The sequence below is a fragment of the Streptomyces sp. NPDC007917 genome (assembly GCF_042959105.1).
Lineage (GTDB): Bacteria > Actinomycetota > Actinomycetes > Streptomycetales > Streptomycetaceae > Streptomyces.
Window position 1 is genome coordinate 216,236 of sequence record NZ_JBIBKK010000014.1, and the last position, 15,053, is coordinate 231,288.

Below are 15,053 nucleotides of genomic sequence, written 5' to 3' on the forward strand. Positions count from 1 at the left end.
GCCACGCTGCCCGGTCCACCGACCCGACGCACCCCCGTTTCCCTTGACCAAAGACATAGGGGCACGTTACCGGATGCCACCGGTGACGGTGGCGGAACTGGCAGTGGCCGCCGGACGGGAAGCCTTCCAGGAGGTGACTTGGCGGGAAGGCTCCCGTGGCCCGATGACCTCGCGCTTCCTGACGGTGCGGGTCCGGCCGGCCGGGGTGCGCTCGCGTCGGCTGGCCCAGGGCGCCGCGGTGGCCGGGCACGGCCGGTGGGACGGCGTTCTGCCCGAGGTGCGGCTGCTGGCCGAATGGCCCGACGGCGAGGACGAACCGACCCGGTTCTGGCTGTCCGACCTGCCCGACGATACCCCGATCCCGGAGCTGGTCCGCCTGGCGAAGATCCGCTGGCGCATCGAGCACGATTACCGCGAACTCAAGCACGGTCTGGGCCTGGACCACTTCGAAGGCCGCTCCTGGAGAGGCTGGCACCACCACGCCACCCTGGTCACCGCCGCCCACGCCTTCCTCACCGAACAGCGGCTCGCCCCAAAAGCCGACACACCCAACTCACCCTCTACCAGACCCTCGACGCCCTCCAGGACCTGCTGAACTGCTGGACCGGCATCTGCACCACCTGCCACCAACCCCTGCCCAGCAGGACCACACCAAGATCAAGACAGACCTAACGGAGTCCTACTAGCCGACGCCTCGTCTCCCGTCTCTTCTCTCTCCCGATCGGCCCGTCGGAACTCCCCCCGGCGGGCCGATCGCCCATTCCCCCCTTGTAGGATTTCGTCCTCCGGGACGAGCGACGAGGGGGCACTCCGTGGCGGAGATCGAACTGTCAGAGATGATCCGCGAGTTGCGCGCGCAGCTGACCGCCGCCGCGGCCGACGGCGCGCACGAGGCGCTGAAGTTCGACTTCGGCCCGATCGAGATCGAGGTCACGGTGGCCGTCACGAAGGAGGGCGGGGCCAACGGCAAGGTCCGCTTCTGGGTCGTCGAGGCGGGCGGAAACGGCAAGTACTCGACCAGCGAGACCCAGCGCATCTCCCTCACCCTCCAGCCGACGATGACGGGTCCCGGCGGTACGGCTACCACCGCCCGGATCTCCGGCGCCGAGGTGGACGGGGAGCGCTGAGGCAGGCCGTGCCCGGGCTGGAGGTCGGCCGGGTGGCCGAAGTGATCGTCACGGCCTCGGCGGGCCCCGGCAAGCGGGGTTCCGGCTACCTGGTCGGGCCGGGGGTGGTGTTGACGGCCGCTCATGTGGTGGCCGGCGCGGCCGGGGTGCGGGTGCGGTTCGACGCGGACCGCCCGGGTGAGCGGACCCACGACGCCGAGGTGGTCTTCCGGCACCCGGGCCCCGACATCGCCGTCCTCTCGGTGCCCGGAGCAGCCGCCCAGGAGACGGCCGTGGCGCGGTTCGGCCGGGTCGGCGAGCACGACGCGGTGCTGTCCTGCGGCGCGGTTGGCTTCCCCGCCTTCAAGCTGCGGGACGAGGAGGGAGGAGGCGCCTACCGCGACACCGAGCATGTGCGGGGAAAGTGTTCCGTGCTCTCCAACCGGCGCGAGGGCACTCTGGACGTGCGCGCGCCCGCCCCGAAGGGCGACTGGGGCGGCATGTCGGGGGCCGTGGTGTTCAGTGGCGGCCGGATCGTGGGGGTCGTGGTCGCCCACCACGTCCAGGATGGGGGCGGGCGGCTCGCGGTGAGCCGGGCGGACCGCTGGGCCGAGAAGCTGACCGCTGCCGAACTCGCCCGATTGGAGGACTTGTTGGGCTGCTCCCTGGCCGTGGAGCGGCTCCCCGATGTCGTTCCGCCGTCCGGCCTCGGCCGGATCAAGGCCGGGTACGAGGCGCTGCTGCGGGACATCGCGCCGCCTCGGCTGGCGGGGCGCCGCGACGAACTCCGGGAGCTGATGGAGTTCTGCGCGGGCCCGGAACCGTACCGCTGGATCCAGGGACGCCCCTGGGCGGGCAAGACGGCGCTGGTGTCGTCGTTCGCGCTGAACCCGCCGCGCGGGGTGGTGCCGGTCTCGTTCTTCATCACCTCGCGGCTCGCCGGCCAGGCGGACAGCACCGCCTACACCGAGGCCCTGGTCCACCAGCTCGCCGCCCTCGTCGGCCGCGAGCCCTCCGCCCACGCCTCGCCCGCCCTCCGCGACGGCGAGCGCCGAGCGCTGCTCACCGAGGCCGCCGAGCGGGTGGCCGAGGACGGCGCCACGCTGCTGCTCGTCGTGGACGGCCTCGACGAGGACCACTCCGCCCGCACCCCGGGCACCCCCGGCCCCAGCATCGCCTCCCTCCTCCCGGAACGCCCGCCCCCGGGCGTCCGCGTGCTCGTCACCAGCCGCCCCAACCCCGACCTGCCCCTGGACGTCGGCCCCGGCCACCCGCTGCGGCGGTGTGCGATCAAGACCCTGAGCAGCACGGGGATCGTGATGGACCTGGAGCACGAGGCCCGGTTCGAACTGTCCCGCGCGCTGGCGGGTGACGACCTGGAGAAGGAGATCGTCGGCCTGCTGGCTGCTGCGCGCGGCAGCCTGCGGCCCGAGGATCTGCGCGAGCTGACCAGGCGGCAGCTGTACGAGGTGCGGCAGCGGGTGAACGGGGTCTTCGGACGGATCCTGCGGCTCCGGGGTGATTCGGCGAGGGAACTCGACGAGCGGGGGTATCTGTTCGCGCACGAGACGCTGTTCGCGGCGGCGGTGGAGATGCTGGGGCTGGATGTCGGGCCCTATCGGGAGCGGATCCACGGCTGGGCGGACGGGTACCGGGAGCGGGGGTGGCCCGAGGAGACGCCGCCGTATCTGTTGCGGCAGTACGGGCGGATGGTGACCGGACTGGGGGATGTGGAACGGGCGGCCCGTCTGGCCACGGACGCGCGGCGGCAGGACCGGATGCGCAGGGTGGGCGGCAGCGACGGCGCGGCCCTCGCCGAGATCGACGCGGTGCGCACCATGATCGAGCGGCAGGCGCCCGACGACCTTGGTCATCTGGCGGCGCTGGGCGCGGCCGAGGACCTGGTGTCCAGCCGCAACGCCTCCCTTCCCTGGAACCTCCCGGTCGTCATGGCACGGCTGGGGCGGATCCAGCGCGCGGAGGGGCTGGCGAGAAGCGTCTTCTCGGCCGCTGGGCGGGCGCGGGCGCTGGTGGGGGTGGCCCAGGCGATGGCCGAGGCGGGCGACGCGCGTGCGGCCGAGTTGGCGGGGGAGGCCCGAGAACTCGCGTATATCGTCCGGGACATGCCCCCTGATGAGGTCGACGAGATTAGAGCGGAGGTCATCCGGGCGGCTGCGGTGGTGCTGGCGACCCTCGGACGAGGAGCTGAAGCGCTCGAAGTCGCAGAGACCCTACGGGAGACGGAATGGGACATCGAGTACGGGGACGGCCCGGAGGATATTGTGTCCGCGACACCCTCCTACCGCATGACGGCCGAAGCGGCGACCGCCTGTGTGGAGGTCGCGGCGGCCGTGCGTCCGTACGACGCGCGCCTGGCCGATGACATTCTGGAGAGGGTTTGGGCGGCGGGCGAATCGCTGGAGGTCTACCAGGGACGTATCAGTGTGCTGGGTACCGTGGCGGCGGCCTACGCCACCGTTCACCCCTCACATGCCGCTGCGCTTCTCGATCAGGTGGAGGAATCGGCTCTCGACGCTGCGGGGCCCGCCCTTTGGATGGTGGCGTCCGCCATCTGCCGTACGCGACCGGAAGCCGCCGCCCGACTGGCCCTGAAGGCGAGTTCGGATGTCAAGTCTCTCCTCGGTACCGAGGACGAGGAGGTAGGCCGCTCAGGGGTCGGCTGGGTGGTACGCGCTCTGGTCGACTGCGGGCTCACCCAGGAGGCGCAGGACTTGGCGGATGCCTACCGTGTTGCTGATATGCGGGCCTGCTCCATCATCGCCGCAGGCTGGGCGCGAGCAGGGGAAGTCGAACGGGCGTCGCGGGTTCTGCGGGCCGTCCATGGGGAGAGTGAGGTGCCTTCCCATGTCCGCGTCACGGCCGCTGGTGAGTTGGCCTCGGCCGGAGCGTTCGACGAGGCCGAGCGGGTCGCCGCGACGATCGGCTCTCCCCGGTTGGCTGCGGAGGCGTTGGGCGCGGTGGCGGGGCACATTCTGGGCAGCGATACCGACCGGGCGGCGAGCCTGCTGGAAACAGCGCTGGAGACCGCCCGCCGACCCCTCACCGACGATCGCTGGCTTGAACGACAGCTGCGGGCACTTGCCCACGCCCTGGCTATGGTCGGCGACTTCCGCCACGCCGAGCGGTTGGCCCGCTGGCTCGCCGACCCAGCTGAACACATCGAGGTGCTGGCGACCATGGCGATGGTGCTCAGCTCCTCCGACCTCGGAGCTGCCAGGCGGCTGGCCGAGGCTGCGGCCGACGAACTGGAGTACGAGGGAGGTCGGCTGACGGCTGACGGTGAACACGCCGGCCCGACCACTCACCACGCCGCACGGGCCGTCAGCTATGCACTGGCCCGTGTCGGCCTCATGGAGCGACGGTCGGCTCTGCTCGCGCGTGTCCGCCTCGGAGGCACCGCCGAGGCGTCGCCGACGCTGGTGGCCGCACTGTGGGAGCTCAGCCCGGAGCTGGCCGAGGACATCGCGCGCGTGCTGGAGCGGCAGCTGACCGAGTCCGCAGACCGCGACACGCACCTCCGTGACTGTGTGGAGCTTCTCCTCGCGGTCGGGCGAAGGGCTCCGCAGCGGGCCAGGTCGCTACGGGAGGCATTGCGACGGGAGATCGCCGACTGCGATCCTGTGTCCCGGTTTTTCTACGCCGATTCGCATATGGCGGCCACCCTGCTCGTGGCCTGGACGGATCCTGAACGGCCACTGCGGGCGACGGAGGTCATCGGTCCACCGGCCCGTGAGACCGGCGGACCACACGATGGGGATGCACGCGCCCTTGTGCACGCGGCCTGTGGCGAGTACGACCAGGCCGAGGCGCTGGTGGAGGGTCTGCACTACGAGGGGGAAGAACCCGAGGCCCGGGCGGCCATGGCCGCCACGATCGCCGGGTTGCCCTGGCGACCGTGGCTCGACCGGGGCGCGTGGGGCCTGACGCGAGGCTGCATCGAGCTGGTCATGCCCAGGCCCCCGGCGGACGCCGACCGCATCGACCGCGCCCGCGAGCAACTGCGCAAGGTCCTGCTGACCGAGCACTGGGACGAGGCCCTGCCCGTCCTCGCCGAGCTGGACACCGGCGCCATCCGCCCCGTCCGCGACGTCGTCTTCGCGCACCTGGGCATCGAGGTGGACGAGGCCGCCGACGCGGAAACCCTCAGCCCCGCGCCGCAGCCGCCGCCTCGACCAGCGCCCGCATGACCCGCAGGTCGTCGCCTGCTTCCGGGTGCCACTGCACGCCGAGCGCGAACCCCGAATCCCTCGGCACCTCCACCGCCTCCACCGTCCCGTCCGCCGTCGCGTGCGCCGAGACCACCAGGCCCTCGCCCAGCCGGTCCACGGCCTGGTGGTGGCAGGTCGGCACGGACACCGCATCCGGCGTGATCCGCGCCAGCAGGGTGCCCGGGACAGGCTTGACCGCGTGATGTTCGAAGACGCCGCCGTCGCCGTTCAGCACCGGGCGACGGCTTGGGCAGGTGCGCTGCGGGTGCGGGCCGAGCCACCAGGATGTGGCTCGGCCCGGAGCGGCACCAGCGGTGCCAGGTCAGTTCATGGATCGCTCGCTCGCTGGCTGCCGCCGGACGACGGCGTCGGCCGGGTTCCAGAGACTGCATCGCCGTAGTGCTCCTTCCTCGGTGTCCTGGCCTGTCTCGAATGCGCCGGCCCTTGAGGGCACTACGGTCGGGTGGAGTGAACCGGTGGGCGCTTGGCCGCGCCGGGCGGGCCCTGCTGATTCGGAGTGCGTTTCATGATCCCCCTTTCGCTCGAAGCTGTCGCGGCCGCTGTCGGCGGCCGGTTGTGCGACGTGCCGGATGCGTCCGTGCTGGTGACCGCGCCCGCAGTGGTCGACTCGCGCACGGTCGAGCCCGGTGGTCTGTTCGCTGCGCTGCCCGGTGAGCACACCGATGGGCACGCCTTCGCGGCGGACGCGGTGAAAGCCGGGGCGGTGGCGGTCCTGGCTGCCCGCCCCGTTGGTGTCCCGGCGGTGGTCGTCGATGACGTGCTGGACGCGCTCGCCGCACTGGCCCGCACCGTGCTGGCCGCTGTGCCGGAGGCGACGGTGATCGGGCTGACCGGCTCGGCGGGCAAGACCAGCACGAAGGATCTGCTCGCGCAGGTCCTTCCCGAGCTCGGGCCGACGATCGCGACGGTGAAGTCGTTCAACGGCGAGATCGGCATGCCGCTGGCGGTGACCCACCTGGATCAGGGCGTTCGCTACATCGTGCTGGAGATAGGCGCCCGTGGCATCGGGCACATCACCCACCTGACCCGTATCGCCCCGCCTTCGGTCGGTCTGGTCCTCAACGTGGGAACCGCCCATGTCGGCGAGTTCGGCGGCCAGGAGCAGATCGCCCAGGCCAAGGGCGAACTCGTCGAAGCACTCCCAGCGAACGGGCTCGCGGTCCTCAACGCTGACGATCCGCTGGTTGCCGCCATGGCCTCGCGTACCTCTGCCCGCGTGCTGACCTTCGGGGTCGAGAACGACGCCGACGTACGGGCCGTGGATGTCACCCTCGATATCTCCGGCCGGGCCTCGTTCACCCTCACGGCCGCCGGCACCAGGGCGCGGGTCAGCCTGTCTCTTCACGGGGTGCACCACGTGTCGAACGCGCTGGCCGCGGCAGCCGTCGCAGTCGGGCTGGGCGCCGGCGTGGAGAAGACGGCGGCTGCGCTGTCCCGCGCGGTCCTGATGGCGTCGGGACGCATGGAGGTCACCGACCGGCCCGACGGGGTGCGGATCATCAACGACGCGTTCAACGCGAACCCCGATTCGATGAAGGCAGCCTTCATGGCCCTTGAGGCCATGGCGGACGGGCGCCGGACCATCGCGGTCCTGGGACAGATGAAGGAACTCGGTGCCGACGGCGGCGAGGAGCACCGGCAAGTCGGCCGTCTCGTCGCCGCCGCCGGCATTCACGTGCTGATCGCGGTCGGCGATGACGACGCGCGGGCGATGGCGGATGCTGCCCAGCAGAGCAACCCCCAGCTGAAGGTGGTGGGCGCCCACGACCGGGACCACGCCTTGACCCTGGTCAACGACATGATCCAGCCGGGGGACATCGTCCTGGTAAAGGGCTCCCACAGTGTCGGGCTGGAGCACACGGCGGTGTGCTTGACCCAGCCTGACGCCGTGGCCAGCAGCCGCGACCGCTAGATGAAATGAGTCCGATGTCCGTGCTGGACGCAACCATGGCGAAGGGCGCCCGTTGGCTCGTGTGTGACGACAAACCTGGACGCCCTTCTGGCGGCACTGTACGTGTTCATCGACGACCATGTGGCCCCCGTCGCCGGATCGGGCGACCCCCGAAACTGACGGACGCCGAACTGCTGTGCCTCGCGGTCGCCCAAGTCCTGCTGGGCTTCCCCTCGGCCCGGTACTGGATCCGCTTCGCACACGCCCGGCTGGGGTACCTCTTTCGCTACCTGCCCCAGCAGTCCGCCTACAACAAGCGGCTCAACGCCGCCGGACCACTGATCAGCCAGGTGATCGAGGCCCTGGCAACGCAGGTGCCCACCTGGCACGATGCCCTGAGGCTGATCGACTCCACCCCGCTGCCCTGTGCGGCCTCGCGTGAGACCGTCAAACGCTCCGGGCTGGCCGGGCACGCCGGATACGGCTACTGCCGCAGCCACTCCCGCTTCTTCTGGGGATTGCGGCTCTACCTGCTGACCACCGCCGAGGGCATGCCCGTGTCCTGGTGCCTGGCCAGCCCCAGGCTCGGCGAGCGGGAGGTGATGACCGCCCTGCTGGAACGCGACCACCACCTCGTCCGGGCCGGGCAGGTGATCCTGGCGGACAAGGGCTTCGCCGGGCGGGAGTTCGAGGCGTTCCTCACCGAGCCCTGGGCGTGCATGGACCACCGGCGCCAAGATCAAACGATCCCTGATCGCCTACGACCACTGAAGACATCGGACTCATTCATCTAGTAGGACTCCGTTAGGTCTTCCTGCCGGGTCTGTTCAGGAGCATGTTGGGTGTGTGGACGCACATGAAGTGAACCGAGTCCGGGCGACGTTGGCGTTATACGTCGCTGATGTGTTCGCCTCGGTGCCGCGGAAGGACCAGCGGGCCAAGGGCGACTGCTACCTGCGGGGACTGATGCTGGACGGTCGCCGCAAGTCGATCCAGGCGATGGCCTCGCGGCTGCCGGACGGCAACGAGCAGAACCTGCAGCAGTTCGTGAACCAGTCGACCTGCAATCCCATGCCGGTGCAGCGGCGGATCGCCGAGCGGATACTGCCGCTCATCACCCCGACTGCCTGGGTGATCGTCGACGTGTCAGTACCCAAGGACGGGAGGATGTCGGTCGCGGTGGCTCCGCAGTACTGCGGAGCCTTGGGCAAGCGGGCCAACTGCCAGGTCGCGGTCACCGTCCACGCCGCGACCGACACCGCCTCCTGCCCTCTGCAGTGGCGCCTGTTCCTGCCCCAGGAATGGGCCCCGGACACCGACCGCCGGGCCATCACCCGCATCCCGCCCGAGGTCACGCACCGCGAGAAGTGGCGCCTGGCCCCGGAGATGCTCGACACCCTCGCCTCCTGGGGCATGACACCGCCGGCCGTGGTGGCCGACGCCGCCTACGGCACCAACGCCTACCTGCGGACCGCGCTGTCCGAGCGTGGACTGTCCTACGTCCTGGCCGTTCGCTCGGATGTGAGTGCCCACCCCTTCGACGCGAAGCCCGTGGCCCCGGCCCGCAACGGGCCCACCGGCTGTTGGCCCCAGCCGCGTTACCGGCAGGCCGCACCGTCGGTGGCAGCCCTGGCAGCCGGCCTCGGACAGGAGGCATTCACCCCTCTCACCTGGCGGAACGGCTCGCGAGGGGAGTTACGCTCCCGCTTTGCCGCGGTGCGTGTCCGCCCGGCCGGCAAGGCCGTGGAGCGCCCGGTCAAAGCCGCTGCCTCGGCCGAAGTGGGCTGGTGGGACGGAGTCCTGCCCGACTGCTGGCTGCTGATCGAATGGCCCGCCGACGCCGACGCACCGACTGACTACTGGCTGTCCAACCTGCCTGCCGACACCCCCGTTGCCGAGCTGGTCCGTCTGGCCAAGGTCCGCTGGCGCATCGAGCACGATTACCGCGAACTCAAACACGGCCTGGGCCTGGACCACTTCGAAGGCCGGTCCTGGCCCGGCTGGCACCACCACGCCACCCTCGTGACGGCCGCCCACGCCTTCCTCGCCGAACAGCGCCTGGCCCCAAAAGTGCCCGCACCGGTCTCACCCTCTACCAAGTCCTCGACGCCCTCCAGGACGTCTTGAGGTGCTGGACCGGTGTCTGCACCACCTGTGACCAAGCCCTGCCCGCCAGGACACACACGACACCAAGATCGAGACAGACCTAACGGAGTCCTACTAGCATGTGAGCGAGCTTGCGCGTGTGGTGCTGCTGGCACTCCGGCGGCGGCTTTAAAAAAGCCCGCCGGATGTGATCTACGCCTCAGCCAGAAAGAGGCATAACTAGACACGCCAGGAGGGGCCGGACCCCGCAGAAGCGGATTAAGGCTGGCTGTTCGTTGAGTTCCATAGCTCTGAAGCACGCACTGGTCGTGCTGAAGGTCCTTCCCGTCATCCTCGTAGTCGTGCTCTCCGCGCCGGCGTGGCTGACCTGGCCTTTCCTGTCAAGGCAGCGCCAACAGGTGGTGCTCGACATGGTGAAGGCGCTGGCTGACTGGACCCGCCATAGCCGATGAGGACCTCGGCGCCCGCCCTCTGCAAATAAGGGCGGGCGTCATACCTCGCTGCGGCATGCGCATCAGCATGTCCGGCTGGCGAGCTGGGAGAATGTTGGCGTGCCGAGGTCGAGGACCTTTTGACCCCGAACATCGTCACCGTGCACGACTTCGGATCCGCGATGTACGGCGGGCGTCTGCATGCCTACCTGGTGATGCAACTGCTGCCCGGCAAGTCACTCAGCACGGTCCTCGAGGCCGGGCGCCACCCCCTGTCGAAGGCCATGTACACGGCGGCCTGCGTCGCCGACGCCCTGGAGGCCGCGCACGAGGCGGGCCTGACCCACCGGGACATCAAGCCGTCCAGCATCATCGTCCGCTCCAGCGGCGAGGCCACGGTCGTCGACTTCGGCATCACCAGGGGCAGCGACGCCCGGCACGACATCACCACCACCGGCGTCCTGATCGGGACCCCCGCCTACATGGCCCCCGAGGCCCTGTCCGGCACGTTCGACTGCCGCTCCGACATGTACTCCCTGGGCTGCGTGCTCTACGAGATGGTCACCGGGCAACGGCCCTTCACCGGCACCTCCTGGCGCCTGGTCAACCAGCACCTCAACGAGCAGCCGACAGCGCTGCGCACCCTGCGCCCGGACGCCCCTGCGGAGCTGGAGCGGCTCGTCAGCCGGCTCATGGCCAAGGACCCCGCTGGCTTTGTTCACCAGAACGGACAGCAGATGTCCACCACTTCGGGAGGCACCCAGCCTGGCCCTGGAATCGAACGCCCGGGTGCAGAGGTGCTCATAGGGGCCGAGCCGAGGGGCCTTCGCAACGGCCCTCAGCTCATGCCCAGCGCGCGCCGCAGCCTGCCCTTGGCGGGAGGCTCGGCGTCCGGCGCCTCGCTCTGGTGTTCCAGCTCGGCGACGGAGATTCGGACGTGCGATTTGGCCGTGATGGACTTCTTGACGTAATCGCTCCAGTACGAGCTGCTGATCTCCACGAGCCAGTCCGCCTCCCCGCTCCGGAACACCCGTCGGCCGTACGCCTCGGGGTCATGAACTTCCCGGCCGGACTCGTCGCACTTACGGGCCAGCTCGGCGGCTTGCGCGACGGCCTGGTCCCGGCCACCGTCGACAGGGATCACACGGGACAGCTCCCACTGGGAGTCGACCCCCACGGGCGCCTCCACCAAGATCCACCAGCCCTTGCCACCGCTCACCTCGGCTGCCTCCGGATGACAGACAGCAGCACCGTGAAAGCTGGCGGAGCGGGGAAGAGGTGGCCCTGATGGCGCAGCCGCTCTTGCTCGACGGACTCAGCGGCGAATATGCGCCTGTCTTCTAGAACAACGTTCACCCTGGTAACGGTCGCATATGCAGCCCTGAATGTCAGCAGCAGACTCGAACAGCCGCCAGGCTGGGTGCCTCCCGAAGTGGTGGACATCTGTTGTCCGTTCTGGTGAACAAAGCGACCCTGCCCAGCGGCCAGCCAGCGCAGACGTGTGGGCCACTCTCAAAGAGATCAACGACCGGTACTTCGGATCCACCCCGCCCAGCAGCGGCAAGGACATCGCCCACGACATCGACGTCACCGCGGCGGAGGCCGCCGACGGCGCGATCATCCCCCTGCGGATCACCGCCCACAAGCCCTGTCCCGCCTGCGCCACCAGGACAGACGAGAAGGCGGCGCGGGCCTGCACGACCTGCAAGGGGGAAGGCCAGCTCATCCAGGAGCAGCACACCTACAAGGTCCGCATCCCCGCGGGCATCAGGGACGGCCAGAAGGTCCGGCTCCGCGAGCTCGGTGGTCCCGGCAAGAACGGCGGTGCGCCAGGAGACGGCCCCGGACTCCCAGCTCTGTCCCCAAGGGAAAAGTAACTGGTGGGTAGCTTTCGGATAGTCAGATGACCCGTTTCCTCGCTCTCGAGCGCTTCGTTGGGCCGTCCGGATGAAACCCGGGACAGGCGAGGGAAGGGGCGGGCGTGCGGCAAGAGTGGTCGCCGGAAGAGCTGTTGGCGAGCTGGACGCTGGTAGACGGCGACTGGGACCTGGTGGCGAACAAGACCGGGACGACGCGGCTCGGCTTCAGTCTGCTGCTGAAGTTCTTCGAGCTGGAGGGCCGGTTCCCGGACCTTCTGGAGGAGGTCCCGCAGCCCGCAGTGGAGTACGTCGCCGGGCTGGTGAAGGTGCCGGCCGCCGAGTTCGCGAAGTACGACCTGACCAGCCGGTCGGCGACGAACCACCGCAAGCAGATCCGCGAGACGCTGAAGTTCCGGCCCGCCACCCGGGCCGACGAGGAGAAGCTGATCGCGTGGCTGGCCGCGGACGTGTGCCCGGTCGAGCTGGTGGAGGACCGGCTGCGCGAGGCCCTGCTGGTGGAGTGCCGGGCCAGGACGATCGAGCCGCCGGGCCGCATCGACCGCATCGTCACCGCGGCCCAGACCCGGGCGGAGAAGACGTTCTGCGCACGGACCATCGAGCGCCTGGGCGACGTCGTGGTGGCCCGGCTGCTGGAGCTGGTGGCCGAGGACAACGAGGACGGCGCCGCCCTGCTGGCCCTGCTCAAGCGCGACCCGGGCGCGATCGGCCTAGAATCCCTGCTGACGGAGATCACCAAGCTGAACGACGTGCGCAGACTCGGCCTGCCCAAGGGGCTGTTCGCGGACTGCTCGGAGAAGCTGCTGGCTGCATGGCGGGCGCGGGCGATCAAGATGTACCCCTCGGACTTCCGCGACACCGCCGAGGACGGTACGGATCACCCTGCTCGCGGCGCTGTGCTCCTCCCGGCAGGCGGAGGTCACCGACGCCCTGGGGGACCTGCTGATCGCCCTGGTGCAGAAGATCAACGCCCGCGCCGAGCGGCGGGTGGAGAGGCAGCTCACCGCGGAGCTGAAGAAGGTCCGAGGCAAGGAGGGCATCCTCTTCCGGCTGGCGGACGCGGCGATCGGCAAGCCGGACGAGACCGTGCGCACGGCCCTGTACCCGGTGGTCGGGGAGAAGACGCTGCGCGACCTGGTCGCCGAAGCAAAGGCGAACCAGAAGGTCTTCAAGGCCAAGGTCCGCACCACGCTGCGCTCCTCGTACAGCTCGTACTACCGGCAGATGCTGCCGCCGCTGCTGCGCACGCTGGGCTTCCACTGCAACAACACCGCCTACCGGCCGGTGATGGACGCGCTCGCGCTGCTGGAGAAGTACGCCGACGTCGACGGCAAGACCCGCTTCTACGACGCCGGCGACACGGTGCCGATGGACGGCGTCGTACGCAAGGACTGGCGCGAGGCCGTCGTGGACGACAAGGGCAAGGTCGAGCGTATCCCGTACGAGCTGTGCGTCCTGGTCGCGCTGCGGGACGCGATCCGCCGCCGGGAGATCTACATCGAGGGTGGGAGGCGGTGGTGCAACCCGGAGGACGACCTGCCCGGCGACTTCGAGGCCACCCGCACCGTGCACTACGCGGCGATCCGCCAGCCGCTGGACGCGGCGGAGTTCATCACCGACCTGAAGCGGCGGATGACCGAGGCCCTCGACCGGCTGTCCGGGGCGCTCGCGGACGGCTCGGCGAGCGGGGTGAAGGTCACCACCCGGCACGGGGAACCATGGATCAAGGTTCCCAAGCTGGAGAAGCTGGACGAGCCCACCGGCCTGACGGCGCTCAAGGACGAGGTCGTACGACGGTGGGGCGTGCTCGACCTCCTGGACGTGCTCAAGAACGCCGACTTCGACACCGGCTTCACCGACGAGTTCGCCTCGGTCGCCGCGTACGAGCGCATCGACCGCGCCGTCCTCCAACGACGTCTTTTCTTGGCCCTGTTCGCGCTGGGTACGAACATGGGCATCCGGGCCATCGTGACGACCGGCGAGCACGGCGAGAGCGAGGCGGCGCTGCGGCACGTGCGCCGGCACTTCATCACCGTCGACAACCTGCGGGCCGCCGTGCGGAAGCTGGTGAACACCACCTTTGCCGCCCGGGACACCGCGTGGTGGGGCCAGGGCACGGCGTGCGCATCGGACTCGAAGAAGTTCGGGTCCTGGTCCTCGAACTTCATGACCGAGTACCACGCCCGCTACGGCGGCAACGGCGTGATGGTGTACTGGCACGTCGAGAAGAAGAACGTCTGCATTTACTCCCAGCTCAAGTCCTGTTCGTCGTCCGAGGTCGCGGCGATGATCGAGGGACTTTTGCGGCACTGCACGGACGCCGAGATCGAGTCGAACTACGTCGACACGCACGGCGCGAGCGTGGTCGGGTTCGCCTTCACCGAGCTGCTCAACTTCCGGCTGCTGCCGAGGCTGAAGAACATCGGCAGCATCCGCCTGTACCGCCCGGACGACACCCCACCCGGCTGGCCGGCGCTCGGCGGCTCGCTGACGACCCGGGCCATCAAGTGGGACCTGATCGCCCAGCAGTACGACCAGATGGTCAAGTACGCCACCGCCCTGCGGCTGGGCACCGCCGAGGCGGAACAGGTCCTGCGCCGCTTCACCCGCGGTGGCCCCAAACACCCCACCTACGCCGCGCTCGAAGAACTCGGCCGCGCAGTACGCACCATCTTCGCCTGCGACTACCTCGCCAGCCCGGACCTGCGCCGCGAGATCCACGGCGGCCTTCAGGTCGTGGAGAACTGGAACAGCGCGAACACCGTGCTGCACTACGGCAAGGACGGCGCGCTGACCGGCCCGGACAAGGAACACGCCGAGACCTCGATGCTCGCACTCCACCTTCTCCAGTCCAGCCTGGTCCACATCAACACCCTGCTGCTTCAGCGCGTTCTTGCCGAACCCGCGTGGGCGAAGAAGCTCTCGGACGAGGACCGGCGCGGGCTGACCGCGCTCTTCTGGTCGAACATCAACCCGTACGGCACCTTCCGGCTGGAGATGGACAAGCGGCTCGACTTCGCCCTGCCCACCGTGCCCCATCCCCGGACACCGGCCAGCACCGCCGGCCAACCAGCAACGGAGTCCCGCCATGCCCGCTGAACAGTACGGACGCTGGGTCAGCGCCGCCGGCACCACCGCCTTCGCGCAGGACGGCTCTCCGGCCGCGGCGCTTGCCCTCGCGTGCGCCCTGCACGCGATCAACGAGGTCTCCAAGGGCGTCGAGCCGGGTCTCGCCGCCGCGGTGCTGACCATCTCCGGCCCGGACGGGACCGTGCTCGGCCAGCTCGCCGCCGACGCCCCAGGACGCGGAGATCCTGGCCAAGCGCGTGCACGAGATGTCCGCCGACCGCTACGGTCAGGTCTTCGCCGAGGACCTGGAGGCGCTGGTGCGC

The 15,053-nt window shown here is 69.8% G+C and carries 8 protein-coding genes and 4 pseudogenes; 11 read left to right on the forward strand and 1 reads right to left on the reverse strand.

All coding sequences use genetic code 11. The annotated features are described in order from the left end of the window. Positions 1–13 precede the first annotated feature (13 nt). The 3 genes and pseudogenes from ACFZDL_RS27690 to ACFZDL_RS27700 form a co-directional block, all read left to right on the forward strand. Positions 14–595, forward strand: a pseudogene (locus tag ACFZDL_RS27690) (transposase); the annotation flags it as partial. Positions 596–812: 217 nt separating this feature from the next. After that, positions 813–1,127: a trypco2 family protein gene (locus ACFZDL_RS27695; protein ID WP_353596610.1), complete on the forward strand. Its 315-nt coding sequence runs from the start codon at positions 813–815 to the stop codon at positions 1,125–1,127. Between the two features lie 8 nt (positions 1,128–1,135). Further along, on the forward strand, positions 1,136–5,314 hold the full coding sequence (locus ACFZDL_RS27700; protein WP_353596609.1) for a trypsin-like peptidase domain-containing protein: 4,179 nt from the start codon (positions 1,136–1,138) through the stop codon (positions 5,312–5,314). Here the strand turns inward: ACFZDL_RS27700 and ACFZDL_RS27705 are convergent. Continuing rightward, positions 5,271–5,561 (reverse strand): annotated as a pseudogene (locus tag ACFZDL_RS27705) (gamma-glutamyl-gamma-aminobutyrate hydrolase family protein); the annotation flags it as partial. The gene ACFZDL_RS27700 and the pseudogene ACFZDL_RS27705 overlap by 44 nt on opposite strands. 300 nt (positions 5,562–5,861) lie before the next feature. Here ACFZDL_RS27705 and murF point away from each other — a divergent pair. The 8 genes and pseudogenes from murF to ACFZDL_RS27745 all read left to right on the forward strand — a co-directional run bounded on the left by murF (position 5,862) and on the right by ACFZDL_RS27745 (position 14,760). Next, the gene (murF, locus tag ACFZDL_RS27710; RefSeq protein WP_353596615.1) at positions 5,862–7,268 is read left to right on the forward strand and encodes a UDP-N-acetylmuramoyl-tripeptide--D-alanyl-D-alanine ligase; all 1,407 of its coding nucleotides are present in this window, start codon (positions 5,862–5,864) and stop codon (positions 7,266–7,268) included. 63 nt (positions 7,269–7,331) lie between these two features. Further along, a pseudogene (locus ACFZDL_RS27715) lies at positions 7,332–7,954 on the forward strand (IS982 family transposase); the annotation flags it as partial. A gap of 139 nt (positions 7,955–8,093) precedes the next feature. After that, on the forward strand, positions 8,094–9,374 hold the full coding sequence (locus ACFZDL_RS27720) for an IS701 family transposase (RefSeq protein ID WP_353596608.1): 1,281 nt from the start codon (positions 8,094–8,096) through the stop codon (positions 9,372–9,374). A gap of 287 nt (positions 9,375–9,661) precedes the next feature. Continuing rightward, a complete protein-coding gene (locus tag ACFZDL_RS27725) occupies positions 9,662–9,805 on the forward strand; it encodes a hypothetical protein (RefSeq protein WP_353596607.1) in 144 nt (47 codons plus the stop codon). A gap of 119 nt (positions 9,806–9,924) precedes the next feature. Next, the gene (locus ACFZDL_RS27730) at positions 9,925–10,755 is read left to right on the forward strand and encodes a serine/threonine-protein kinase (RefSeq protein ID WP_353596606.1); all 831 of its coding nucleotides are present in this window, start codon (positions 9,925–9,927) and stop codon (positions 10,753–10,755) included. Positions 10,756–11,283: 528 nt separating this feature from the next. Beyond that, on the forward strand, positions 11,284–11,661 hold the full coding sequence (locus ACFZDL_RS27735) for a DnaJ C-terminal domain-containing protein (protein WP_353596605.1): 378 nt from the start codon (positions 11,284–11,286) through the stop codon (positions 11,659–11,661). 104 nt (positions 11,662–11,765) lie between these two features. Further along, a pseudogene (locus tag ACFZDL_RS27740) lies at positions 11,766–12,149 on the forward strand (DUF4158 domain-containing protein); the annotation flags it as partial. Between the two features lie 406 nt (positions 12,150–12,555). Further along, positions 12,556–14,760, forward strand: coding sequence for a Tn3 family transposase (locus ACFZDL_RS27745; RefSeq protein ID WP_391192685.1), 2,205 nt, complete (start codon positions 12,556–12,558; stop codon positions 14,758–14,760). Positions 14,761–15,053 lie beyond the last annotated feature (293 nt).

Coding starts and splice junctions, on each gene's coding strand:
- murF (WP_353596615.1), top strand. CDS start 5,862: ATGATCCCCCTTTCGCTCGAAGCTGTCGCGGCCGCTGTCGGCGGCCGG.